Below are 24,151 nucleotides of genomic sequence, written 5' to 3'. Positions count from 1 at the left end.
GAGTGATGATCATACTAAAACAAATGTATGTGCATGACGGCAGAAAATTTGAGGCTCTGACTATTAGAAACTACACTGCGACTGACATCGAGAGGCTGATTTCTCTTCAAGAAGAATGTTTCCCTCCTCCGTTTCCCCAGGAATTGCTGTGGTCAGAGGACCAGCTTGCCAGCCATATCAAAACCTTTCCAGAAGGCGCTTTATGCGCGCTCATCAATGGCAGAATTATCGGTTCCATGACTGCTCTTATTGTACAATTTGAGCCTGATTCTCCTGATCATACATGGGCACAAGCAACTGACAACGGATCGATTAAAAATCATGAACCTCTTGGAAATACTTTATATGTAGTGGATATTTCTGTTTCTCCTCATTATCGAAAGCTTGGAATCGGAAAATGGCTGATGAATACGATGTATGAGCTGACTGTTGATAAGAGACTGGAGCGCCTTCTCGGCGGCTGCCGCATTCCTTTATATCATAAATACGCACACGAGATCAGCGCTGTTCAGTACGTTGAAGATGTGATGGAAGGCAGGAAAAACGACCCTGTGCTGTCCTTTCTCCTCCGTTGCGGGCGTTCACCTATTCGTGTAGTCAGCAATTATTTGGAGGATAAAGAATCATTGAATTACGGCGTTTTGATGGAATGGAAAAATCCTTTTTATAAAAAGAGAGCTGTTGATCACAACAGCCCGTTTAAGTGAAATATTCAATTTTTGCGTTAGGGAAAAAGGTATCAATATAGGATTCAAGTGCTTCTCGAAGTGCATGCTCTTCATCTTTCTGATAAATATATTTTCCGATCCCGTAACGGCCCCATTTATAACGGCGCTTTTCTTCATCTAATTCGAGCTTCGTCTTCGGATAATTTTTCTCTATCACTCGTTTGGCCGGTTTTGTAAAACGGTGTTGGATTAATTCAAACGTTATGTCATGTCTAACGTCCTGCGGCAAAGCAGCATCAAGCTTTTCAAACAGATGTCTGTATCCTTCTTCCCAGCCTTCATGAATATATATCGGAGCAACAATAAAGCCTAGCGGGTAGCCTGCTTTTGCAACTTTTACTGCCGCTTCTATCCGCTTATCAAGAGGTGAAGTTCCCGGCTCAAAGTTTTTAATCACATAGTCGGCATTAATACTAAATCTGAATCTCGTTTTCCCATTATGCTTTGCGTTTAATAGGTGATCGACATGATGAAATTTCGTTACAAATCGGAGCTTTCCGAGATCACTTTGGCCAAAATGTTCAATGGCGCGCTTCAGCGTGTGTGTCAGATGATCAATTCCTACAATGTCTGACGTACATGATGCTTCGAACCTTGTGAACTCTGGTGCGCGCTCCTTCATATACTTATCTGCCTGATCCAAAATCTCTTCGACGTTTACATAAGTTCTGATATACGGCTTTGATCCCATGGTTGTTTGCAGGTAGCAGTAATGACAATGCCCCATGCAGCCTGTTGCAAACGGAATGGCATATTCGGCCGAGGGTTTGGATGAATCAAACTTTAATGTTTTCCGGACACCGATAACTAAAGTTGATTTCGCATTGCGATATTGCTGAAGATGATTTTTCCCAGGAATATTACGCACCTGATTGTGGGATGTTGTTTCTCTGATTTCAATGCCCATATTTTCAAATTTATCTTGTAATTCTTGGCCTAGCGGATATTCCAGCGCCCTCGGTTCTATATATACAAGCTGCGGAACAAATGGGTTCTGCATGATGCCACATCCTTTTCCTTTACTAACGTTACTTTTCTCACTAGGCGGAAAGGATATGAGTTGTAATGATTTCCTTGTTACTCATACGGATCAATATCAAAGAGTTCTTTGTAAAGTGATTTAGCTTCTTCATAGCTTGCAAACACAGCATCGTCCTCTGCGAACGGGTGATAGGTTTCATAAATAAACAGGGAAAGCTCACCTTCATGGTATGGATGGTGCACAATTTCGGCTTCCTTTATGTGGGCTACATTGGCGGCGTGCGGATTTCTGTAGATCACATAAACAGTATCTCCTGCGTTAAATTGGTTTGACATACTATCCCTCCTAGCCATGTTATTGTGTCCTTCTATACCCTTACTTATGAAAAAAACCAGACAGGCCGGAGGCCGTCTGGTTTTTGTACATTACTTGAATGTTTCTTTTACGAACGCGACAACTTCTTCTGTCGTGCTCATAGATAAGATTTTCTCTTTGAATGACTCAGCTTCTTGTTTAGACAATTTGCTGATCTGTGTTCTTGCCGGAAGAATAGACGTTGCGCTCATTGAGAACTCATCTAAGCCTAAGCCGAGAAGGATTGGAATCGCAATCTCGTCTCCTGCCATTTCTCCGCACATGCCAACCCATTTTCCTTCTTTGTGTGCTGCTTCAATTACCAGTGTAATTAAGCGAAGGATTGCCGGGTTGTATGGCTGATACAGGTAAGATACACGTTCATTCATACGGTCAGCTGCCATTGTGTATTGGATCAAATCGTTTGTTCCGATACTGAAGAAATCAACCTCTTTAGCAAACTGATCAGCGATGACTGCAGTTGACGGAATCTCAACCATCATTCCGACTTCAATATCGTCAGATACAGCCTGTCCCGCTTTTACGAGCTTTTCTTTCTCTTCAAGAAGGATCGCTTTTGCTTCTTTGAATTCGTTAACTGTCGCAATCATAGGGAACATGATTTTCAAGTTTCCGTATGTACTTGCACGAAGCAGCGCGCGAAGCTGTGTTCTGAAGATTTCTTGCTCTTCAAGGCAAAGACGAATCGCTCTATATCCCAGGAACGGGTTCATTTCTTTAGGAAGCTGCAGGTAAGGAAGCTCTTTGTCTCCGCCGATATCAAGTGTCCGCACGACGACTGATTTTCCTTCCATACGCTCAAGAACCGTTTTGTAAGCATCAAACTGCTCATCTTCTGTAGGCAGCTGATCTCTTCCCATGTAAAGGAATTCTGTACGGTAAAGGCCAACTGCTTCTCCGCCGTTTTCAAGAACACCTTTTACATCATCAGGAGTACCGATGTTCGCTGCAAGCTCTACATGATGTCCGTCTTTTGAGACAGTCGGTTCATTGACAAGCTTCGCCCACTCAGCTTTTTGAGCCAAATAAGCATTATGTTTTTCTTCATACTCTTTTACAGTTTCCGCAGATGGGTCAATAATGACATCGCCATTGATACCGTCAACGATAACAGTCACGCCGTTTTGGATCGTGCCTGTAGCCGCTTTCGTTCCAACAACTGCTGGAATCTCAAGAGAACGTGCCATGATGGCAGAGTGAGATGTGCGTCCGCCGATATCAGTAGTGAATCCTTTTACGAACTCACGGTTTAATTGGGCTGTGTCAGACGGTGTTAAGTCTTCAGCTACAATAATAACCTCTTCTGAGATCATGCTTGGGTTTGGAATTTCGACGCCAAGCAGGTGGCCGGTTACGCGTTTTGTTACATCGCGGATATCTGCCGCACGCTCTTTCATATATTCGTTGTCCATAGATTCAAACATGGTAACGAACATAGAAGACGTTTCTTTTAAAGCGAATTCAGCGTTCACTGAATCAGTGCTGATTTTTTCTTTCACAGGGTTCAGAAGCTCAGGGTCACTGAGAACTAAAAGGTGAGCAGAAAAAATATCAGCTTTATCCTGACCCAGTTCTTTCAAAGCGTGCTCTTTGATTTTTTCGAGCTCTTCTTTTGAACGTGCAATCGCTTCATCAAAACGGCTTACTTCCGCTTCAGAATCAGAGATGTTTTTCTTTTCAACCGTTAAATCTGGCTCTTCAAGCCGGTATGCTTTTGCAATCGCGATGCCGGCTGAAGCACCAATCCCTTTTAATTCTTGCATTACTCGCCGAGTCCTTCGCTTTTCATTGTTTCTTCTAAAGCGTTAAGAGCATCGTTTTCGTCAGCTCCGGAAGCAGAGATTGTGATCTCAGCGCCTTTAGCGATACCTAAAGACATAACACCCATAATAGATTTAAGGTTAACTGTTTTGCCGTTATATTCTAAATTAACGTCAGCGTCGTATTTGCTAGCAGTTTGTACAAGAACTGTCGCAGGACGAGCATGGATTCCAGAATCTGCAGTTACTTTAAATGTTTTTTGTGCCATTTTTATCATTCTCCTTTTAACTTAAAGCTTTATTACTTCACAATATTATATCATACAACCGTACTTGTCATCTGACAAGCACGGCGTACTAACACCCTTATTTTTCAATCTTCACAATATCTTCTTGTTCTCTGTTGACTGAACCGCTTGCTTTAATGCTGACTGTTTCTCCTTCAGCAAGGTTTGTAAATACAATCGGTGTCATGAGAGATGGGACATTCGGTTTGACTGCATCCAGATCAACTTCAAGAAGTTTTTGTCCAGGCTCAACACGGTCTCCTTCTGATACGAAAGACGTAAATCCTTCGCCCTTCAGGCTGACGGTATCAATACCAAAGTGGATTAAAATTTCTCTTCCGCCGTCGGATTGCAGGCCGATCGCATGTTTCGTCGGGAACACATTTAGAATTTTTCCGCGAACCGGTGATACGACAATTCCTTCAGAAGGGAGAATCGCAAAACCGTCACCCATCATTTTCCCTGAGAAGACTTGGTCAGGAACATCCGTAATCGGGTGAATTTCCCCGGTAATCGGAGAAACGAAAACTTCCTCGCCGATTTCATTTTGCAGCGGTTCTGCAATCACTTCCTCAACCTGCTGGCCTACTTCCTCTTGAGCAGATGTTTTCGGTTCAGGTCTAGGCTTGCGTCCCGCAATAATGTCTTGCATTTGTGTTTTTAACCCGTCAGAACGCGGTCCGAAAATAGCCTGAATGTTGTTGCCGACTTCCAGCACTCCGGAAGCGCCAAGCTGTTTCAGACGGTCTTTATCAACCTTTTTCTGATCGTTTACAGTCACACGCAGACGAGTGATACAAGCATCAAGGTGTTTGATGTTTTCCTGGTCACCCATTGCCTGCAGAATCTCATAAGGAAGATCCCCTGCTTCACCTGTTTTCCCAGGTGCTGCTGTTTCTTCCGCAGCATCCTCGCGTCCAGGTGTTTTCAGATTAAATTTGCGGATGGCAAATCGGAATCCGAAGTAGTAAATGACCGCTAACCCTAAGCCGACAGGGATGACAAGCCACCATGCCGTCCGGTTCGGTAAAATACCGAATAGGAAGTAGTCAATTAAACCACCGGAGAATGTCATACCAATCTTAACATTCAACAGCTGCATGACCATGAATGAAAGTCCCGCAAACAAACAGTGAATCGCAAACAGGACTGGAGCAACGAATAAGAAAGAAAATTCCAATGGCTCTGTGATCCCCGTTAAGAAGGATGTCAAGGCCGCTGAACCCATAATACCTGCAACGAGTTTTTTGTTTTGCGGTTTTGCTTCATGATAAATGGCAAGCGCCGCAGCAGGCAGACCGAACATCATAAATGGATATTTACCTGTCATAAACGTACCTGCCGTTAACTGTACGCCGTCTTTAATCTGCGCCATAAAGATACGCTGATCCCCGCGGATGATTTCTCCTGCTGCACTCTTATAGCTGAAGAATTCATACCAGAACGGCGAATAGAAAATGTGGTGCAATCCGAATGGGATAAGCGAACGTTCAATCACCCCGAAGATAAATGCAGCAAGGGTTGGATTCGCTTCCACTAATCCTGTTGAAAAGGCATTCAATCCATGCTGGATCGGAGGCCAGATCACTAACATAATAAGACCCAGAATCAGTGCAGAAATTGACGTAACAATTGGAACGAAACGTTTACCCGCAAAGAAACCAAGGTATTGCGGCAGTTCAATTGTGTAAAATCTGTTAAACAATAATGCAGCTAACACACCGACGATAATACCGCCGAACACCCCTGTCGCCAAGGTAGGTATACCAAGCATGTTTACATATGCAGGATGGTTTTCCGTAAAGAACTTGGCTCTTTCAACTGAATCCGAAGGAATGGTTCCGTTTGCAAGAAGAACCGCACTCATGGATACATTCATTACAAGATAACCGATAATTGCTGCAATCCCTGCAACTCCATCACCATTGGCAAGCCCGATGGCTACACCTACTGCGAAAAGAAGCGGAAGGTTATCGAAAACAATCTGCCCAGCGCTTTCCATCACACCTGCTACAAGCTGAACATTGTCATTGCTCAAGAAATGCAGGACCTGAATCATGTCCTTATTTTGCATCGCATTTCCGATCGCAAGCAAAATACCCGCAGCCGGAAGGATCGCAACTGGAAGCATAAGCGCACGCCCAATTTTTTGAAGAACGCCGAATAATGCTTTAAACATAAGAATTGACCTCCTCTTTTTACTAGTCTGACCTTACAGCTAAAAATCATGACAACGAATTCACAGGCGTAAGTCTTCCAGTTTAACCGTTTACATTTGCCCTTTTACACAACAAGAAGGCATGAGCAAAATTGGGTGCGCAAAAGAACGAGAATGAACTTCCCGTTTTTTTCCCTCAATCACTCATGCCTGATCGAATCAGTAACACGTTATAAGGATAAACTGAATTTATGAAATTTTATTGGTTAATCGGTACAGATGAAGCGTCAGATAAACCGCTTCCGCCTCATGAACTGGTTTCTTCAATGTTTGCTGCAAGATTTTAATCAATTTCCAAGCTGTATTGTAGCATAGCGGATATTCATTTTTCAATAACAACATTAATTTTTCTGGTTCTTTAGTCGGTTCTTCTTTTTTAATTCTTTCTATTGTAAATCTGATATGCCTGATCAGCCGCAAATAGTTCACACTTTCCTTATTTACTTTCATTTGAAATGAGTCTTCAATCACCTCGACAAGCTGCGCCATGAGCTGAGAGTGCTGATTGACCTCGGACAGCGGACGGTTTGTCAACGCTGAATGGATATGCAGAGCGATAAAACCAATCTCCCCTTCCGGAAGGCAGATTCCCGCTTTTTCATTGATCATATCTATGACTTCTTTGGCAATTTGGTACTCCTCAGGATATAGTGACTGAGTCTCCATTAGAAATGGATTTTTCATATCAAATCCCTGCTGCTGCCTTTTGATCGCAAATGCGATATGGTCTGTCAACGCAATGTGAATATGTTCATTTAATGAGTGATTAGTCCTATTGCTTATGTGATAGATGACATCGTTTGAAATATCAACGAGCTTTTCATCAACATAGTCAAGGAGCTTTTTAAACTGCTTTTGTTCCTTCTCGTCTTTTAAAATGAACATTTTATCGTAGCCTTTATCTTCAATGACATCATCTTGTTTTTTTCCGAAACCAATACCTTTTCCGATTAAAACGACTTCGCTGTATTTATGATGAGAAGCAATTAATACGTTATTATTCAGTACCTTTTTCACTGTGAAGGACCCATTCACGATCCTCAGCTCCTTTGTCATTCAATACCTCATATCGTACATAACGAACAGAATGCACGTCAAACCTTTTTTCAATGCATTCACTAAACAGTCGATCTTTCGATGAGACGGTAATCCAGAACTTTCCTTTCAATCGGCTGTCCTTGAATTCTTTTTTCCAGTATGGCAAATGCCTGCTTTCCCATTTACCTTGTCTGAATATCGATCGTTGTGATTCCAAGCGCTTGGCTGATTTCGTGGTTATCAACGCTTAAGATTGCAAGCTCACCCGGTACTGACACCCGCTGGTTCTTTGCTTCAAGAAAAAGCCCTGCTGAGACTTGGTCATTGGCAACAAAAATAGCCGTCGGCTTTTCCTTCCACGTATTCCATTTATGAAAAAGCGCCTTCCCATCATTGATTGTAATCGCTTTCTCAACTACCCAGTCTTCACGAAATGCCTCGCCGATCTCTTCCAATGCCTCTTTGTAGGCTTTGATTCGAAAATGGCTGTTCATGCCTTTTTTTCTTGCCAAACAGATGGCTATTTTTTTGTGCCCTTTGGCAATTAAATAGTCCAAGCCGTTCCGAAATGCTTCTTGGTGAGGAATGCTGATGGTTGGGAAGCGGGCATTATCTGAATTCTGGCAAAGCAAAATCGGGCCCTCCCATTCCATGAGTTTCTCATCAGCAAGCGCCTTTGAGCAAAAAATCAGGCCGTCAACCTGGCGCTGCTTTAATTGGGAAAGCGCAAAGATTTCTTTTTGTACCTCATAGTTTGTTTGGAATAAAGAGAGGTGAACCCCAGATTCCGCGGCTGCGTCGGCTATTCCTGCAATCAGCTCTGCAAAATATGGCAGATTAACCGTCGGCAAGACAACACCAATCATGTTTGAAAATCCTTTCGACAAATGTACAGCGTGAATATTTCTCGTGTACTCCAATGATTCCATTGCCTCAAACACTCTTTTTCGTTTGTCTTCACTGACGTATGGATGATTGTTTATGACTCGGGAAACCGTTGTAACAGAGACACCGGCTTTTTCTGCAATGTCTTTAATATTAGCCATAGATCCCCTTCTTTCTAAATCCCCTTGATCTGGAATGCGTTTCATACAATATGATATGGACGTACCAGATATCTTTTTGTGTTTTAAGCTGAAAGGAGAAGATCACATGGGTTTCTTCATTTTAATTGGGTTATGTCTCACTGTTCTCGGTGGCAGCTGTCTTGCTGTAAAACCTCTCAACCAAAAACATGAAATTAAACCCTTTCGAACATTTGATGATTTTTTTATTTAATGCAGATAAAAAAGGACGATGTCGAGAACAAAGTCCTTTTTTATTTCTATTACGGCAGTATGATTAATTCCTTTGGATATTGGGTCAGAGCAACTGCTCCGTCCTTTGTTACGTGAACGTCATCTTCAATGCGCACGCCGCCGATTTCAGGCACATAAATCCCCGGTTCGATCGTGTAGACCATGCCTTCCTGCAGCAGTGTATCGTTGGCCTGGCTCATTGATGGATACTCATGGACAGAAATTCCGAGTCCATGCCCAAGCCGGTGAGGAAAATAGTCACCGTATCCCGCTTTTTCAATGATTCCGCGGGCGGTTAAGTCCAGATCTCCGATTCTCACACCGGGTTTGCTTGCCTCAATCGCGGCTTTTTCCGCTTGAAGCACAGTCTCGTAAATGGCCTCCTGCTTCGGATTGATGGTTTTGTAAGCAAACGTTCTTGTAATATCAGAGCAATAGCCGTCAAGAATAACACCGAGATCAAATAATACAAAATCACCTTTCTTCAACGTGGCTGTACCAGGATTTCCATGAGGCTGGCCAGATTTTTCTCCGAATAAAACCATTGTAGAGAAAGACATGCCCTGAATTCCTTTTTTCTTCAGCTCATACTCAATTTGAGCGAGCACTTCCACTTCACTGATGCCTTCACGCAAAGCGGCTGTGCCGACTTCAACACCGTAATCTGCAAGCTTTGCCGCCTCTTTCAGCAAACGAATCTCATTGTCATCTTTAATCAGGCGAAATTGATTGAGTGTTTCTTCTGCTGAAACAAATTGAGCCCCGCCAGTCGCATGCTTCAGCTGTTCTGCACGTGATAGCGAGATTGAATCCTTTTCTACCGCAAGCGTATGTATGCTGATATTTCGCTTTTTCAAGGCCTTCTCTATCAGCTCCCACGGATTTTCGTGATCCGCATAGCCAATGATTTCATGATTCCAGCCTGCGTTGCGGGCCTGTCCTGCTTCCATTCCTGGACAAACAAAGAAAGGCTCCTCTTCTTGAAAAACAAATAACCCCATTAATCTTTCATGCGGCTCTGTGTAAAAACCGGTTAAGTAAAAAACATTTTCTTTTGTATGAATAAATGCGGCAGTATGCCCCGCTTCCTTCAGCCATGAAGAGACGCGTTGTATTCTATTCACTTCTTGTTCCTCCCTGCCATTTGCAATGCATTGTTCTGTCTTCCATTGTAACAGGTTTTACCGGTGTTTGCCTTTCACGACGCCTTCATTTTCTAATGCATTTTATTTCCTGCTCCTCTTCCTGTATACTGACAGTAACGTTCAATCGCAGGGGGGTTGTTCCGTTTGCTGATGAATTTTTTCAGACGAAAAGCAGTTATGCTCTTAACGGTTTTGGGAATTTCCGCTCCTTTTATCGGGATGAAGATGGTGGGCTTTTATTATTACAGCTCTATCATAGGCTGTGCAGCGGGTTTCCTTTGCTGCATCCTCGCTCTCATCCTGGTTATGAAAAGATCTGAAAAAGACAAAAATGAAGGGAAAGCTTGATACATAAAAAGCCAGCAGCCTGATTAGGCTGCTGGTTTTATTTTAGGAGTCTTAAACCGTTTAGTATGACCAAAATCGTGCTGCCCTCATGACCAATCACGCCAAATGGCAATTCCATCACCTGCAAAAAGTTTGCACAAATCAGCAGGCAGATTACAGCTAGAGAAAACACGATATTTTGTTTGATGATCCTGTTCATTTTCCGAGACAAGCGGCACATGTTTACGAGCTTTTTCAAATCGTTTTTCATGAGGACCATATCAGCGGTCTCAAGTGCTACATCTGTTCCGCCGCCCATCGCAATGCCGACATCCGCCGCTTTGAGTGCCGGCGCATCATTGATTCCGTCACCCACCATTGCAATCGTTCCGAATTCTTCTTTTAACCGTTTGATTTCATTCACTTTTTGGTCAGGCAGGCATTCTGCCACGACAGTTGTCATGCCGGCTTCCTTGGCAATCGCTTGAGCCGTGTCTTCGTGATCTCCTGTCAGCATGGCCGTTTTAATCCCAAGTCGGTTCAGTTCTTCCATGACCTCTTTTGCTTCAGGCCTGATTTGGTCCTTCAGTGCGATACAGCCTGCTATTTGATCATCCTTTTTCACAAATACAATTGTATGACCGCTTTGAATGACATCTGATGCTGTTTGTTTCATAAATTGTGCTGCCATTTCCTCGCCGATAAAACCTGCTTTACCGACCTTCCATTTCGCACCCGACACTTCTGCCATAACGCCAAACCCTGAGGTTTCTTCTATAGATATGTAGCCGGACTGATTCACGCCGCGGCTTTCAGCGTACGCCGTTATGGCTTGGGCGAGCGGATGGCTTGATTGCGTTTCGATGGCATAGACAGCCTCAAGAACTTCCGCTTCACTGAATCCTTCTGCTATTCTGATCGTCTCTACGGCAGGCTGGCCTTTTGTTACAGTGCCGGTTTTATCAAAGGCGATCATTTGCACTGAGCCCAGCTGTTCAAGAAAGACGCTTCCTTTCACAAGCATACCGTTGCGGGCGCCATTTGAAATCAGGGACAGCGCCGCTGGCATAATAGAGGCGACAAGCGCACAAGGTGACGCGACAACCATAAACACCATTGCGCGGTAGAAGGTTTCACTCCAGCTCCAGCCCAGCGCAAAGTGCGGGACGAATAAAAGGAGCGCCACCGCAATTAGCACACCTTTCACATAAGCATTTTCAAATCGTTCGATGAAAGCCTGAGCGGGTGAAACACTATTTTGTGCTGATTCAACCAGTTTGATAATTTTTCTGAATAACGAATCTTCATTTGCTTTCGTGACACGGACAGTCAAGGAGCCATTGCGATTCACCGTTCCTGTGAATACAGTGTCGCCTGTGTTTTTTTCTACAGGCATTGATTCACCTGTTAAAGCCGACTCGTCAAGACTTGTCGAGCCCGATTCAATGATACCGTCTGCCGCTACGCGTTCTCCAGGTTTGATCACGATCATATCACCGGCCTGCAAGTCTGAAACCGGAACTCTTTTGGTTTCACCATTGACCATCAATGTCGCTTCTTCAGGCTCAAGCTGCATTAAAGACGTTAAATCTCTGCTGCTTTTATTCATCGTGTATGTTTCTAAAGCTCCGCTTAAGGAAAAAATAAATATTAAAATAGCACCCTCTGCCCAGTATCCGATCAAGGCGGAACCAACGGCAGCGAAAATCATTAAAAGTTCTACATTCAGCGTTTTGGATTCGAGTGTTTCTTCGATTCCTTCCTTTGCTTTAGCAAATCCGCCGATCACAAAAGCCAGCAAGAAAAGTATTATGGATAATACCTGATATCCGGATAAGAGCCAGCCTGCCAAAATAAGAGCGCCTGATACAAGTGCTGCAATAAGCTCCGCGTGCTGTGCCCAGTTTTTTTCCCTCTTGTCTGTTTTCAATGGCTCATGCGGGTCGCGTTGAACGATAACTTGTTCATTCATATCGAATTCTCCTCTCTAATTGAGAACGTAAATCATCTTCATTTCTCTTATAAAAACAAAATCGCTGCCCAAAAGGCAGCTTTATCGTCAGTTATTTCTTGATGTCTTCCTTTATTATAGCACGCACGAAGAGAATTTCAATTATAATTATTTTAATTTCTTTTTGATAATAATTATCATTAATGTTTATTCACTTCTTCTCTATATGAAAAAAGCTGAGAGTCTATGCTCTCAGCTATTCTTCCGTCCATTCCTTCAGTTGTTCCGCTGTCATCGGGCCAATTTTTGTTTTTTCAATTTCTCCCTTTTCATTCAGCAAAAATGATGTTGGGATCGTGATGATATGATACTCCTTCATCAATTCCCCTTTTGAGTCAAGGACAATCGGGAACGTCAGCTTGTTTGCTTTAATAAAATCTTCAACGACTTGCTGATTTTGTTCCGAATTCACTAAATTCACCGTTACCAGCTTTACACTGTCGGATGGATGGGCATCATAAAACGATTGAAACTGTGGAAGCTCCTTTTTGCAGGGCGGACACCATGACGTCCAAAAATGGAGAATTGTTTTTTGCCCTTTATTCGGAATCGAGATGTCCTCCCCTTCTATCGTTTTCATAAGAAAAACAGCGGGAACAGCAGGCTGTTTTTCCTCAGCTTGTGCCGCACCTGGAAACCATGCAATCAACCCTAATAACATAATGTATATAGTAAGCAAGCGCTTCGTCAACATGGAATCTTCCTTTCATGCTTTTCAATTAGCTTGCCCCTGCTGTTCCTTTATCATCCTTCAATTCGCGGCGTTCTGGTCCCTCCCGTAAGAAATACAGATACCTTCAATGCTTTGCAGATCGTGGCATAGTGCAGGCTCGTCAAAAGAATCATGCCAGTGTTCATTCCAAGGATAATCCCGAGCATTTGCAGATTCTCCATTGATCCCAGTACATACATCATACTTAGCGCAACGAAATGGCTCCATACATTGTGATAAAAAGCCTCTTTCACAAAACCCATCCCGATTAAGCACGCCTGCAGCGGCATGACAAACAGATGAAAGAGAAAGTAAGGCCACAACAGCTGCAAGTAATACTGCGCTTCAGGAGAGTGAAAAAACAAATGCGTGAGAGGTCCCGCAAACTGGAACATGACCCAGACGGCAGGTATACCGTAACCTAATGTAATAAAAATCGACTGCTTCAGCCTTTTTAACACGATGTCATACTGAGAAAGTGCATAAGCTTCCGAAATACTCGGTATCATGACGACCATTAACGAATGGGCAATAAAAGCAGGGAACGACCCTATCGTCACAGCCACTCCTGCCAGCATTCCGTATTGATCGATCGCCGCTGTCCCGGCAACGCCCGCAGCCAAAAGAGCTCCTTTTACTAAAAAGGGTTCAATTGCATTGACAACCGCATGAAAAATGCGCAGTCCTGTTGTAGGAATTGAAACAGCAAGCAGTCTTTTCCTTACATCCTTTCCGCGCAAATGAATGTGCTGCTGGCCGGATAACGCCCGCCTTGCCATGATAAATTGTGAATATAAATAAACAAGCACGACCACATCACTCACGACTAGAACAAACAAGGAAATCAGCACAGCCATGTCCAATTCAAATGAGTACCATTGAAAAAAGAGGAATAAGCACAAGAGCTGGATGATTTTTTTCAGCACATTGGCAATTGCGATCTTCCCCATTTTCTGCACACCCATAAAGTAGCCCCTGGCGATTGAAGTAAAGGCGACAACAGGAATTAAGCCGATGACAATCCCTTTAATAAACGGGTGGTATGTATCAAATACCGGTATAAACGGAAGCGCAATACTAGCGGCGGCAGTAGAAAAAGCAGTAAAAATGGCTGTCATTCTGAAAGCGTGCCTCAGCATGCTTTCATGAAGCTTAGGATTTGACTCGGCAATGAATTTAGAAATGGATATCGGCAGTTCCAGGCTCGCGATGACAATAATTAAAAAGATCGTGGGCAAAATACTCATGTAAAGCCCCATCCCATGCTCGCCAAGCTCCCGCGCCAAAATCATATTGACGACAAATTCAAGGCATTCAGCGAAAAAGGCGGCAATGGATAAAAGAATGATCCCTTTCACAAATCGATTCATGATGTCTCTCCTTGTCTCTTGTACTACCAACATCATATGAGACAAGTTCAAAAATTATTTTATTTTTACTCTTTATATGAAAAAAAGCACAGCTGAGACAAATTGTCTCTTCTATGCTTAGACGGCAAAAACGTGTCTGCCGATTTTTTCTACGATTTTTCTTGAACGAATCCAATTATCTGACGCTGTTTTCGGATTATAAAAGAATATGGCATCTGTTTCTCTATTTTTTGAGGACAGCGCTTCTTCGGCAGCTTCAATCGATTCTTTATCAGGCTTTTGGTTAATGCTCCCGTTTGCGACCGGTTCAAAGGCGTTTTTCTGATAAATAACTCCTCTTATCGTATCAGGAAAACCTTTTTTCTCCGTCCTGTTCAGTACAACGCTTGCTACAGCGACCTTGCCTTTATATGATTCTCCTTTGGCCTCTGCGTGAACGAGACGGGACAGCAACTCTTTTTCAGACTGTGTATATGTTTCTTTCTCATCATTTGTTTTGTCCGGTTTATCTTTCTCTTTCTTTTCAGTGTGTGCTGATAGCTTAATCGGTTTTATTTTCTTGTCTTTATCAGCAGACAGTGAAGGGAAAGATTCATTCGTATTTCGATCTATATGTGTAAGCCATTTCTCTTCTTCATGTTTTGTCTTCTTTGCGCTCAGTAGTGAAGCTTGTGTATGCTCAATTTTGGCTGCAGGCATGAAACAAAGAAGAAAAACAGCCAGAGCAGTGAATTTCGTTGTCATACAGTTTCCTCCTTAAAGTGCTCCAAAAAACACTTCATAACCTTAACAAGAGATCCATTCATTTTCACGGAAAAAGATTTTCCAACTCTCCCAAGGAGGTATCAGGATGGAATAAAGAGGATGACTCACTGCTTAATGGCAAAAAAACAGTTTGAAATTCTATAAATATTGTCAAATTAAAACATGTTTATCCATTTTTGACACTTTACATTTTATTTACACCTGTTACAGACAACTGTAATAAAAGGCTTGTATTCTGTCATATATGATAAAAAGGCTTCTCACGTATGAGAAACCTTCAGCTTCTTGGCTGTTCTAAGTATTGAAAAATAACATCTCCGCCTTGCTGGGCAATTCCTCGGAAATGTTTAAAATCATCTTGTTTAGATAACACGGCCCTGAAATCAAGAAAATGCTCTTTCTGGACTCTCAGTTCGTTTATGGCGCCGGTGCGCAGCTGTTCAATCATTTCTGTTATTTCTTCGGGTCGCAACAAAAATTCCCCCCTTTTCTTTCTATTGACGAAAATCAATATATCATCTTTATAGCGACAGAACAATTCATAAGGGAGATAAAACTCCTTATCGCTTTACTTCTCAATGAAAATACTGCAAAATACTTTCAAAAGGCATTATTATGTTTAAAGGAGAGGAAGCTTGTGAAAATCGCTAAGGTTGGGAATGTCATTGAATTTAAAAACGGATTAACCGGTGTTGTTGAAAAAGTAAATGAGAATTCTGTTATCGTTGATGTGACGATCATGGATAACTATCGGGATCTTGAGTTAGATTCATTGACAGTTGTTAATCATAAAAATTATAAGATCATCAGAGACTCCTATTAAAACCTCCTTATTTCCACATTTATTCAAAAAACTGCAAGACAGACAATTTAACACCTTACATATGAAATTCGCTTTCTCAAAAGCTGCCGGCCGGCAGCTTTTTTACATAAAAAACACCGATCATGAATCGGCGTTTTTGTCTATTTCCGTTATTTCTATATAGAACTCGCTGACGGCCCCTGGTTCGTACAGGTTGGTCAATGATGTTGAATAATTTGTCATTTCCCCCCGGAAGGCAAGATCGCGTTCCGGAACCTCGACATTAAACGTTTTTTCATACAACAGGACAGCGATATCATGGTAAGTCTCACTCGTAACGTTTAAGGTAAATGCAATTTTTCGCTTCGGCTCGCTCTCCTCTTGATATGCAGCCATTTCTAACGTTACATTGTTTAACCGCAATGTCTTCACTTCATATCACTCCTTTATAGTCCATGCATCTTAGCATACCTTAGCGAATGTTTACAATGAATCTGTTCTTAACGGTTATATGAACCAATTCATTCGAAAAGACACCTTTACAAACATACGTTCGTTAAATTATAATAAAACAGACGAGCTGCCATCCAGCATCCCGTCTTTTCATTAGAAAGCGGCGAGTGGAATTCCCCCCGGATTCGCTCGTCTTTTTTATGTAAAAACCCCCTCATTTCTAAGGAGAAACTATATGGTCGATTATCAACAAGTCATGTTTCACCATGCGTACCTTGGCGCCTTGAATTTCTCCATCCTTTAATGAGAGCGGTCAATCAATTCTCATCATGTTTTTTTAGATAAACCAGCATCCATTCAGGAAGTATATGAGTGTATGTTTTTAAAGTTCTAGTTATTCGTGCGCTTCCATATCGATCCTGAACAATTCTGAATGAAATGCAATAATCCTGCTATCAAGGTAGCATGTGTATGACTTGAATCATGGAAGCAGAATAAATTCAACACATCCGTAATTACTTGAAATGCGTACTATAACATAAGTTTGAATGTGTATTTCAAGCCCAATGTAATGCCTCGTATAGAACATTTCGGGAGAAGGGCCTATGGAATGCCCTCACTGTTTTACCCGCACTCGTAATAAACTCCTTTCAGTATGTCCATTTAGAGATTCATTGCAATTATCTTCGAATTTTGTTCTGAACTATAAATCATTATATATTTTTAAACACTGTATTCCAGACTGACGCATCTTCTTGTCCAAGACTCCAGCTGCCAAGACCTTTCAATTTATATTTTTGAGCGAGTTTTATTTTTGCTCTGAGTGACTGTTCATTTTCAAACCATAATGTATATGTTCCCGAAGGCAACGGCCCCTTGTTATCGTGATTGACAGTAAAAATAGCTTTTGGAGATTGACTCTTGGTGTCAAAAATAATTGTTCCGCTATGCCTTTTTACTAATGAGTCAACAAGGTAAAGGGGAATGGCTTGAGAGGCAGATTGGCCTTCCATCCAGCAGCGGCCATAGAATGGCAATCCTAAAACTAGTTTTTGAGGAGAGATTTTTTGGGTCAGAACATATTGAATGGACTTTTCCACCCATCCTACACTTGCGGTAGGCCCAGCAAGGCGGCTTTCATCATAGGCCATAACCATAAGATAATCTGCATATTTAGCTAAATACTCGTAATCATATGATCCGTGCCAGCCCTTCGTCCAGCCAAAAGGATTTGCCGCCACTGCAACTGATACTTCTTTATGTTTAGGAATACTTTTCCTTACTAATCTAATAAAATCTGTAAATAGATTCCGATCTTTTTCTGTAAGGTTTTCTATATCGATATTAACTCCGTCCAAATCCAGTTCTTCTATTGCATGAGAAATTTGTTTAGCTAAAAGAACTCGGTTCATTAATGCAAATCGTCCCAAATCCTGATCCCAATGATTGCTTAGAAAAGGAACTACTTTTAATTTTCTTCTATGAAGAGCTTTAATCACATCGGGATTAGCTGAACGGAGAAGTAATGATCCATCTTTTCTGATATAGAAAAAATCAGGAGACACAACATTTAATACTCCGTTCGTTTGATCAACGTGTTGAATAAAATCCCATCCTAATCCAGAATAGAAATAGCTCATTTGAAACATCTCATAACCCCTTCATCCCCAAAAATATCAAGTTCCCCACAAATAAAAAAATGAGGATTGTCATTTCAATTTGATTCGTTTCCGAAACCTCAAAGATTATCTTTCTCTTATCTTTATAATTTGTCCAGGATAAATTCTATCTGAAGAAAGCTCATTAAGATTCATAAGTTGTTGTACCGGAATTTTAAAGGATTTGGCAATCGTCCATAATGTATCGCCGGATTCCACATGATATACTTCGTATGTCACGGGAAATTCCATATAACGAGGCGTTCTTTTTACTTTATTCGCTTGATTTCTTATTTTAGGTATTTTCCCCTTCATTCATATTACTCTCCTTTAGAATAATTTGTTATTAATATTTCTAAACAGTTTCTCTCTAATCTTAATGATTTGTCCAGCATATATTTGATCTGATTTGAAATGATTAAGCTCCATGAGTTGCTGCAGGGAAACATTATACTTCCTGGCAATTATTGATAATGTTTCACCGGGAGTAACATGATGGATCACGTATTTTTCTTTGAGAACATCTACATAATGAATGGTTTCCCCTAAGTTTCTTATAATTCCTCTGCTTTTTAGCACCTCAAGCATTCTCTCGGCTCTATGCCGATAGGAATCATTCTTTACAGCCTTTTTACCGTTTATCTGAATCTTTTTTCTCTCGCTATCATGATTCAAATAGTATTTAACCTTTTCCAATGTTTCTTTTGGGGAGGAAGAAACGATGAGATCGCGGCCAGGTTTGAATTTACCTCGAACTGCTGGTGTATCCGATGTCAATAAAAACCCCCCGGAACCAAGAATCTCATAGGTGCGTTGCGTAAGTTGGCTTTCACAGTTTTGCAAACCGATAATGATTTTTGCTGAACTGTAAACTTTATATGCTTCAGTATAATCAAGGTATCCATGGATCCAATTGCGGGGAATTTCTCTTCCTATATATTTACTCATTTTTTCCCAGTTTCTCCCCCAAAAATCAATGCGAATACCCTTCCGTATAAGAGGACGAATAAGCGTTTTTAAAGAGGACGAACGGAACACTTCCGGATGTTCTTCAAGAAAATTAGGGTAAGCATTAGCCACCACTGCTATATCACAACTGTATTTCGCTAATGGTTTAATCTGGTGATGTATACTTTCGTGAAATGCAAAGTCTAAGTGAGCTGCTTTAATCCCCATGCTTTCATAAGTTTTACACAGAGAAGGCGTAACCGTGAAAACAAAATCCGGTTTCATCTTTTTAATTAACGGGATAGTAAAGTTTTGAGTGTGCAGCGGGTCTTCAGTAGCCCAATAAACGAGAGGGATATTCACCTTTTTAGTAGCGTTGCGAATCCAGGCCTGCTTTTCCCTTGAATGCTCTGGTGTCCATCCCATAGATACTATTAGATCTGGTTTAAATTCGTCTATCATTTCAGTGATATTTTCCCGACTTACAGGACCGGAAATCATTACGGTATGTCCTGCTTCCCTAAACCCATTCGGTAAACCATAGAGCCACATGGGATGACTCTCAAGGAAAAGAATTTTCACACATTTCCATCCTCTCTTTCACTTTTTAATGTCTACTTTATTGGTATGTATATGTAATATAACTTGTCGCGATACTAGTCTATAAAAAAACGTTCAGGTGTGAGATCACGTGATAGCTTGTGTGGGATGCCCCACAAAAAAAGAAAGCAACCTACAACATATTTTCCTATGTGGTTATTCAGGACATAAGGATTCCTTTAAATATTTTCAAAAGTATTAGAATACAAGGACAGGGATATTATTTTTTATTAAAAATCAAGAGCCCCCGTTACTTTAAGTACATTTATTCACAGTGTAATCTTTTTTACAGGTCATTTAGTAGTAGCCCCAGGAAAATGCGAATTTACAACGTTAATCAAGTTCAAACATAAAAAAGTCGAATTCCCTGTCCTTTAAGGAAAACGACTTTTTTATACGACTTCTTCAAGTAAATCCCCATTAACCTTTTTTGGGGACTATTTGTAATCTCTGCGCAGTGAAATTATACCTGTGCTAGCCCGCCATCTACGAACAATTCAACACCCGTCAAGTAACTGCTTTCGTCTGAAGCAAGGAAAGATACAGCGTTTGCTACTTCTTCAGGTGTCCCAACTTTTCCAGCTGGAACAGTATTTCTGCTATTTTCCAGTACCTCTTCAAGTGCATCACCAAAAAGCTCATCGTAGGCAGGTGTAAGAATACCTCCTGGACTAACCACATTTACACGGATTTCAGTACCTTTTAGGTCAAGAATCCAGTTGCGAACTAGTGCTCTTAATGCTGCTTTAGATGCTCCATATACACTAAACGCTGGGTTGGCAATTGATCCAGCAGTAGAGCCCGTTACAATAATAGAACCTACTTTGTCTGGGAATAGTGATAATGCTTTTTGAACAGTAAAGATGGTTCCTTTAACGTTAATGTCGAACGTTCTATCAACCTGCTCTTCAGTAATTTCACCTAATGGAAGGAAGTTGCCGATGCCTGCATTAGCAAAAAGAATGTCCAACTTACCTTTTTCCTGCTTTATAATGTCATATAGTTTGTCTAAGTCTTCAAGCTTAGAAATATCACCTTGAACACCGGTTACGTTCTTGCCAATTTGGTTAACAGCTTTATCAAGTTCGTTTTGTCTACGTCCCGTGATATAAACATATGCACCTTCGTTTACAAATTTTTGTGCTGTAGCAAGACCAATCCCACTTGTTCCACCCGTTACAAGCGCTATTTTACCTTCAAATTTACCCATACTTAACACTCCTTTAGAATTAATATTATTTTATGTCTAGTACCTTTAAGTACTTGAAGAACAACTTACAAGATATAGTATCCTTCAGTAAGCACATTATCGGAAGTACCCACTTTTTTGTGATATAGTAACTAAAAAGTAATAAATGTGGAATGGAGAGCTTTAGACATGAAAAAATTTAGCTGTGGGTTTGAAGTGACAAAGGAAGTTATTGGAGGAAAATGGAAAGGCCTTGTATTATACTTTTTAATGAATGGACCAAAGAGAACGAGTGAATTAAAGCGCATTATCCCAAATATAACTCAGAAAATGCTGATTCAAACACTTAGAGAGCTTGAAGCCAGTGGACTTGTGAGCAGAAAGATGTATAATCAAGTACCGCCGAAGGTTGAATATTCATCCACTGAACTTGGAGAATCTCTTAAACCTATCTTGCAGGAGCTCTGTCAATGGGGAGGCCATTATGCGGAGCAAGAGTATGCAGAAGGTGAATATGAAATTGTACAACCAGAACAACTAAGTTAGGATTGATGTAGCTGCTGAAGTAAATGCTAAACAACTTCAATACCATCACCTAACAGATGAAGAACAGTCAGAAATAAATGAGATATTCAATTTTGAAAGTGAAGTTCTAATAAGAAGTGTCATCGACTATATTCAGGAGAACTTTGATGAAATTCAAAAAAGAGCTGTTTCAAATGTTAAAGAGAAGGTTCAGAAACTTAGCCAAAAAATAATGAAGATATTGATAATAATATTTAATGCCTATGATCTCTAGATAGGCATTTTTTCTTTCGGATAAAAAAGAAAAGACGTACAAATTGTACGCCTTAATCTGCTTCTGTACTATCAATTTTTCAATGCATAAAAGTCACAGTTCAGGTTGCACCTCAGGTCACACTTTTATTGAGCTTAGTGCGGGTCACACTTCGCTGTGACTCGGTTACAATTCCGCTGAAAATTAACGCTGAATGTTCGGATTTTACTGTGACTCCACTTCGTTTCACACTCCGTATCACACAACGGAATAATTAACGATTATCAATTGTCTCCGGATACAAATCATGGTTCATCATACGGTATTCGGCCATTTTCTCATACTTCGTGCCAGGCTTTCCGTAGTTTGTGTACGGGTCAATGGAAATTCCGCCTCTTGGCGTGAATTTGCCCCATACTTCAATGTAGCGCGGGTCCATTAATTCAATCAAGTCATTCATGATGATATTCATGCAGTCCTCGTGGAAGTCACCATGGTTTCTGAAGCTGAATAGATACAGCTTTAATGATTTGCTTTCAACCATTTTTTCATCAGGAATGTAGCTGATGTAGATTGTCGCAAAGTCAGGCTGGCCTGTTTTAGGACATAAAGATGTGAATTCCGGGCAATTGAATTTTACAAAGTAATCACGGTTTACATGTTTATTCGGGAAGGATTCCAGCACGTCCGGTGCATATTCGAACAAATAATTTGTACCTTGATTGCCTAGCAATGTTACACCTTCTAATTCTGATTCTTTTCTTGTCGTCATGTTCATCTTCCTTTCTATTATACTCCGCGTTTGTTGCCCCATAACAGGGTGTGCAGCTGCGGGAGCACTCTGACGAGATTCATCTCCGCATCGACAGCTACCTTATCAACAAGCGCTTCATATTTTCCAAGCAAATGTGCAATCAGTGACTGATCATCTGTCGTATGCACGTCATCATTTCCGACTTGTAAATAAAACGGGATTCCCGGATACCGCTTGTGCACAGTTTTGGCAAATTCCAGATCTTCATCATTAAAGATGACAACCTTCAAGCTGACAGCATGCTGTCTATCATTCTCTTGAAGTAAAGTTAAAATGTGGTCAAGCTTTTGAAAGTTCGTTACCATTTTTGAGCTTGGCGGTTTTGGAGAAATTGTCAGGTCATCAATCAGCGTAAACCAATCCTGATAAACGGTCCCTTGAGTTTCAAGCGCTGCACGGATGTTATTTTCCTTCAGCAGTTCAATAAAAGCATCCAGCTGTTTTAACAGAGCCGGGTTGCCGCCTGAGATCGTCACATGAGAAAACGCATCTCCCCCAATGTCCTTAAGCTCCGCAAAAATCTCCTCCGCCGTCATCCAGCGAATATCTTTTTTAGCAGACCCGTCCCAAGTGAAAGCGGAGTCACACCAGCTGCAGGAATAATCGCAGCCGGCTGTCCGGACGAACATCGTTTTCTGTCCGATCACCATGCCTTCTCCTTGAATCGTCGGGCCGAAAATTTCTAATACAGGAATTCCTTTAGCCATTCAAACCACCCTTTTTCGGACGGTAGACACAGTAGCTTGTCGGTGTTTCACGGACAAACACCTGTACACAGGTCGGCTTATTCTCCAAAGTGTCTAAATAAGCCTGTACGTTGTCATAAATCGTTTTCGCCACGACTTCAGTTGTCGGCAGCGAATACCGGTCGTCCTGAGAAAAATCTTCATGATCATTTAATAGCGTGTGATCATAGTTTCCGTGCACCAGTTTTTTGAGTACGCTGAAATTGACAAGAAAGCCTGAATCGTCAAGTTCGTCGCCGGCAACGGTTATATTTACGGTATACGTATGCCCGTGAACCCTGCTGCACGCTCCCGCACTTTCCCGAGGGATAAAATGAGCGGCTGAGATATGCATGTCTTTATTCAGTTCAAACGAATAAGGATGCTGGGCCTGCGGATAAATTTGAGATAACAATTTATGCACGCTCTCCTTTCATCACCATATATTCTTCATAACCTTTTGAACGAAGGTGACATGCCGGACATTCGCCGCAGCCGTCTGCGATGATGCCGTTATAGCATGTCAGCGTGTTGTTTTTCACAAAATCCAGCGCGCCAAGCTCATCTGCAAGCTTCCACGTTTCCGCCTTATTGAGCCACATGAGAGGCGTGTGGATCACAAACGGCTTCTCCATTGCCAGATTTACCGTGACATTGCAAGATTTCACGAATTCGTCACGGCAGTCAGGATAACCGCTGAAGTCTGTCTCGCAAACTCCTGTAATAATGTGGCGCGCGCCAATTTGGTAAGCCAGGATAGACGCAAAGGATAAGAATACCAAATTGCGGCCTGGAACGAATGTGGATGGCAGTTCGCCGTCTTTTACTTCTATCTCAATATCATTTCTAGTCAGGGCATTCGGTGCAAGCTGATTTAAAAGTGACATATCAAGCAAATGATTTTTCACACCAAGCTTTTCCGCAATGGATTTTGCCACTTCAATTTCCTGCGAATGTCGCTGATTATAATGAAAAGTCACCGTTTCGACTTCTTCGAATTCTTTTAAGGCCCACAGTAAGCATGTTGTGCTGTCTTGGCCGCCGCTAAATACGACAATTGCTTTTTCTTTTTTCATGATTCCTCTCCTTCTCCGCAATAAAAACGCCGGCGAGAGACATCGCTACAGCTAATTCACGCAAAAAAACACCTTTTTTCGGAAGGTGCTCT

Annotated in this window: 25 protein-coding genes and 1 pseudogene; 4 read left to right on the top strand and 22 right to left on the bottom strand. The window is 41.6% G+C overall.

Annotated features, from left to right (window positions below):
* The first annotated feature begins 5 nt into the window (after positions 1-5).
* Positions 6-707 (top strand): GNAT family N-acetyltransferase, encoded by a 702-nt coding sequence (locus NSQ12_RS07845; protein ID WP_339176675.1) that lies wholly within the window; start codon positions 6-8, stop codon positions 705-707.
* Here NSQ12_RS07845 and splB read toward each other — a convergent pair.
* From splB to papB, 8 genes and pseudogenes are all read right to left on the bottom strand, one after another.
* On the bottom strand, positions 700-1,728 hold the full coding sequence (gene splB, locus NSQ12_RS07840) for a spore photoproduct lyase (RefSeq protein WP_339176426.1): 1,029 nt from the start codon (positions 1,726-1,728) through the stop codon (positions 700-702). The genes NSQ12_RS07845 and splB overlap by 8 nt on opposite strands.
* Positions 1,729-1,805: 77 nt before the next feature.
* Positions 1,806-2,045 carry a splAB operon transcriptional regulator SplA gene (splA, locus tag NSQ12_RS07835; RefSeq protein WP_003218644.1) on the bottom strand — a complete coding sequence of 80 codons (240 nt, stop codon included), beginning with the start codon at positions 2,043-2,045 and terminating at the stop codon, positions 1,806-1,808.
* A gap of 90 nt (positions 2,046-2,135) precedes the next feature.
* Entirely contained in the window at positions 2,136-3,848 is a 1,713-nt protein-coding gene (gene ptsP, locus NSQ12_RS07830) for a phosphoenolpyruvate--protein phosphotransferase (protein WP_003218638.1), read from the bottom strand.
* Positions 3,848-4,114, bottom strand: a complete 267-nt coding sequence (locus NSQ12_RS07825) for a phosphocarrier protein HPr (protein ID WP_003154654.1) — start codon at positions 4,112-4,114, stop codon at positions 3,848-3,850. Before NSQ12_RS07825 ends, ptsP begins: the two co-directional genes overlap by 1 nt.
* A gap of 97 nt (positions 4,115-4,211) precedes the next feature.
* Entirely contained in the window at positions 4,212-6,311 is a 2,100-nt protein-coding gene (ptsG, locus tag NSQ12_RS07820) for a PTS glucose transporter subunit IIABC (RefSeq protein ID WP_003244661.1), read from the bottom strand.
* Between the two features lie 228 nt (positions 6,312-6,539).
* Positions 6,540-7,406, bottom strand: coding sequence for a ptsGHI operon transcription antiterminator GlcT (gene glcT, locus NSQ12_RS07815; protein WP_003218635.1), 867 nt, complete (start codon positions 7,404-7,406; stop codon positions 6,540-6,542).
* 62 nt (positions 7,407-7,468) lie between these two features.
* Positions 7,469-8,434, bottom strand: a pseudogene (locus tag NSQ12_RS07810) (LacI family DNA-binding transcriptional regulator).
* 281 nt (positions 8,435-8,715) lie between these two features.
* Positions 8,716-9,810 carry a di/tri-peptidase gene (papB, locus tag NSQ12_RS07805; protein WP_121591735.1) on the bottom strand — a complete coding sequence of 365 codons (1,095 nt, stop codon included), beginning with the start codon at positions 9,808-9,810 and terminating at the stop codon, positions 8,716-8,718.
* A 165-nt stretch (positions 9,811-9,975) separates the two neighbouring features.
* Here papB and NSQ12_RS07800 point away from each other — a divergent pair, with 165 nt between their 5' ends.
* Positions 9,976-10,179, top strand: a complete 204-nt coding sequence (locus NSQ12_RS07800) for a hypothetical protein (protein ID WP_015715796.1) — start codon at positions 9,976-9,978, stop codon at positions 10,177-10,179.
* Between the two features lie 37 nt (positions 10,180-10,216).
* Here the strand turns inward: NSQ12_RS07800 and pfeT are convergent, their stop codons facing one another.
* From pfeT to NSQ12_RS07775, 5 genes are all read right to left on the bottom strand, one after another.
* Positions 10,217-12,130 (bottom strand): metal-transporting ATPase PfeT, encoded by a 1,914-nt coding sequence (gene pfeT, locus NSQ12_RS07795; RefSeq protein WP_029946375.1) that lies wholly within the window; start codon positions 12,128-12,130, stop codon positions 10,217-10,219.
* 235 nt (positions 12,131-12,365) lie between these two features.
* Positions 12,366-12,863, bottom strand: coding sequence for a sporulation thiol-disulfide oxidoreductase StoA (gene stoA / locus NSQ12_RS07790; protein ID WP_003245444.1), 498 nt, complete (start codon positions 12,861-12,863; stop codon positions 12,366-12,368).
* 50 nt (positions 12,864-12,913) lie between these two features.
* On the bottom strand, positions 12,914-14,251 hold the full coding sequence (ykvU, locus tag NSQ12_RS07785) for a sporulation protein YkvU (protein WP_241495704.1): 1,338 nt from the start codon (positions 14,249-14,251) through the stop codon (positions 12,914-12,916).
* 117 nt (positions 14,252-14,368) lie between these two features.
* Entirely contained in the window at positions 14,369-14,995 is a 627-nt protein-coding gene (locus tag NSQ12_RS07780) for a cell wall hydrolase (protein ID WP_088467645.1), read from the bottom strand.
* Positions 14,996-15,293: 298 nt separating this feature from the next.
* A complete protein-coding gene (locus tag NSQ12_RS07775) occupies positions 15,294-15,488 on the bottom strand; it encodes a hypothetical protein (protein WP_003218622.1) in 195 nt (64 codons plus the stop codon).
* Between the two features lie 165 nt (positions 15,489-15,653).
* On the opposite strand from NSQ12_RS07775, the gene NSQ12_RS07770 reads away from it, so the two are divergent.
* Complete coding sequence (locus tag NSQ12_RS07770; RefSeq protein WP_003232446.1) at positions 15,654-15,839, top strand: YkvS family protein; 186 nt, start codon at positions 15,654-15,656, stop codon at positions 15,837-15,839.
* Between the two features lie 120 nt (positions 15,840-15,959).
* Here the strand turns inward: NSQ12_RS07770 and NSQ12_RS07765 are convergent, their stop codons facing one another.
* The 5 genes from NSQ12_RS07765 to NSQ12_RS07745 all read right to left on the bottom strand — a co-directional run bounded on the left by NSQ12_RS07765 (position 15,960) and on the right by NSQ12_RS07745 (position 20,687).
* Positions 15,960-16,250, bottom strand: a complete 291-nt coding sequence (locus NSQ12_RS07765) for a YkvR family protein (protein ID WP_003245399.1) — start codon at positions 16,248-16,250, stop codon at positions 15,960-15,962.
* Between the two features lie 734 nt (positions 16,251-16,984).
* Positions 16,985-17,920, bottom strand: a complete 936-nt coding sequence (locus NSQ12_RS07760) for a glycosyl hydrolase family 18 protein (RefSeq protein WP_038427622.1) — start codon at positions 17,918-17,920, stop codon at positions 16,985-16,987.
* A 96-nt stretch (positions 17,921-18,016) separates the two neighbouring features.
* Complete coding sequence (locus tag NSQ12_RS07755; protein ID WP_151262151.1) at positions 18,017-18,244, bottom strand: LysM peptidoglycan-binding domain-containing protein; 228 nt, start codon at positions 18,242-18,244, stop codon at positions 18,017-18,019.
* A 15-nt stretch (positions 18,245-18,259) separates the two neighbouring features.
* Positions 18,260-19,459, bottom strand: coding sequence for a glycosyltransferase (gene ykvP / locus NSQ12_RS07750; RefSeq protein WP_213420074.1), 1,200 nt, complete (start codon positions 19,457-19,459; stop codon positions 18,260-18,262).
* A 481-nt stretch (positions 19,460-19,940) separates the two neighbouring features.
* Entirely contained in the window at positions 19,941-20,687 is a 747-nt protein-coding gene (locus tag NSQ12_RS07745; protein ID WP_033884218.1) for a glucose 1-dehydrogenase, read from the bottom strand.
* Positions 20,688-20,855: 168 nt separating this feature from the next.
* Here NSQ12_RS07745 and NSQ12_RS07740 point away from each other — a divergent pair, with 168 nt between their 5' ends.
* Positions 20,856-21,212 carry a winged helix-turn-helix transcriptional regulator gene (locus NSQ12_RS07740; RefSeq protein WP_014417586.1) on the top strand — a complete coding sequence of 119 codons (357 nt, stop codon included), beginning with the start codon at positions 20,856-20,858 and terminating at the stop codon, positions 21,210-21,212.
* Positions 21,213-21,718: 506 nt separating this feature from the next.
* Here NSQ12_RS07740 and queF read toward each other — a convergent pair.
* The 4 genes from queF to queC are packed head-to-tail and all read right to left on the bottom strand — an operon-like array spanning position 21,719 to position 24,059.
* A complete protein-coding gene (gene queF, locus NSQ12_RS07735) occupies positions 21,719-22,216 on the bottom strand; it encodes a preQ(1) synthase (protein ID WP_003218613.1) in 498 nt (165 codons plus the stop codon).
* A gap of 17 nt (positions 22,217-22,233) precedes the next feature.
* Positions 22,234-22,965, bottom strand: coding sequence for a 7-carboxy-7-deazaguanine synthase QueE (gene queE, locus NSQ12_RS07730; protein ID WP_029317718.1), 732 nt, complete (start codon positions 22,963-22,965; stop codon positions 22,234-22,236).
* On the bottom strand, positions 22,958-23,407 hold the full coding sequence (gene queD, locus NSQ12_RS07725; RefSeq protein WP_003232462.1) for a 6-carboxytetrahydropterin synthase QueD: 450 nt from the start codon (positions 23,405-23,407) through the stop codon (positions 22,958-22,960). The genes queE and queD overlap by 8 nt, the downstream gene beginning before the upstream one ends.
* Positions 23,400-24,059, bottom strand: a complete 660-nt coding sequence (gene queC / locus NSQ12_RS07720; RefSeq protein ID WP_021479407.1) for a 7-cyano-7-deazaguanine synthase QueC — start codon at positions 24,057-24,059, stop codon at positions 23,400-23,402. The genes queD and queC overlap by 8 nt, the downstream gene beginning before the upstream one ends.
* Between the last annotated feature and the right edge of the window lie 92 nt (positions 24,060-24,151).

Origin of the sequence: Bacillus sp. PS95 (assembly GCF_037963565.1) — a bacterium.
Lineage (GTDB): Bacteria > Bacillota > Bacilli > Bacillales > Bacillaceae > Bacillus > Bacillus subtilis.
Note: the sequence above shows the minus strand (reverse complement) of the source record. Positions and strands in the feature narration are given on the sequence as shown.

Bases quoted from the DNA above. Each gene is read 5' to 3' on its own strand.
- NSQ12_RS07845 (WP_339176675.1), top strand. From the start codon at position 6: ATGATCATACTAAAACAAATGTATGTGCATGACGGCAGAAAATTTGAG.
- splB (WP_339176426.1), bottom strand. From the start codon at position 1,728: ATGCAGAACCCATTTGTTCCGCAGCTTGTATATATAGAACCGAGGGCG.
- splA (WP_003218644.1), bottom strand. From the start codon at position 2,045: ATGTCAAACCAATTTAACGCAGGAGATACTGTTTATGTGATCTACAGA.
- ptsP (WP_003218638.1), bottom strand. From the start codon at position 3,848: ATGCAAGAATTAAAAGGGATTGGTGCTTCAGCCGGCATCGCGATTGCA.
- NSQ12_RS07825 (WP_003154654.1), bottom strand. From the start codon at position 4,114: ATGGCACAAAAAACATTTAAAGTAACTGCAGATTCTGGAATCCATGCT.
- ptsG (WP_003244661.1), bottom strand. From the start codon at position 6,311: ATGTTTAAAGCATTATTCGGCGTTCTTCAAAAAATTGGGCGTGCGCTT.
- glcT (WP_003218635.1), bottom strand. From the start codon at position 7,406: ATGACAAAGGAGCTGAGGATCGTGAATGGGTCCTTCACAGTGAAAAAG.
- pfeT (WP_029946375.1), bottom strand. From the start codon at position 12,130: ATGAATGAACAAGTTATCGTTCAACGCGACCCGCATGAGCCATTGAAA.
- stoA (WP_003245444.1), bottom strand. From the start codon at position 12,863: ATGTTGACGAAGCGCTTGCTTACTATATACATTATGTTATTAGGGTTG.
- ykvU (WP_241495704.1), bottom strand. From the start codon at position 14,251: ATGAATCGATTTGTGAAAGGGATCATTCTTTTATCCATTGCCGCCTTT.
- NSQ12_RS07780 (WP_088467645.1), bottom strand. From the start codon at position 14,995: ATGACAACGAAATTCACTGCTCTGGCTGTTTTTCTTCTTTGTTTCATG.
- NSQ12_RS07760 (WP_038427622.1), bottom strand. From the start codon at position 17,920: ATGTTTCAAATGAGCTATTTCTATTCTGGATTAGGATGGGATTTTATT.
- NSQ12_RS07755 (WP_151262151.1), bottom strand. From the start codon at position 18,244: ATGAAGGGGAAAATACCTAAAATAAGAAATCAAGCGAATAAAGTAAAA.
- NSQ12_RS07745 (WP_033884218.1), bottom strand. From the start codon at position 20,687: ATGGGTAAATTTGAAGGTAAAATAGCGCTTGTAACGGGTGGAACAAGT.
- NSQ12_RS07740 (WP_014417586.1), top strand. From the start codon at position 20,856: ATGAAAAAATTTAGCTGTGGGTTTGAAGTGACAAAGGAAGTTATTGGA.
- queF (WP_003218613.1), bottom strand. From the start codon at position 22,216: ATGACGACAAGAAAAGAATCAGAATTAGAAGGTGTAACATTGCTAGGC.
- queE (WP_029317718.1), bottom strand. From the start codon at position 22,965: ATGGCTAAAGGAATTCCTGTATTAGAAATTTTCGGCCCGACGATTCAA.
- queC (WP_021479407.1), bottom strand. From the start codon at position 24,059: ATGAAAAAAGAAAAAGCAATTGTCGTATTTAGCGGCGGCCAAGACAGC.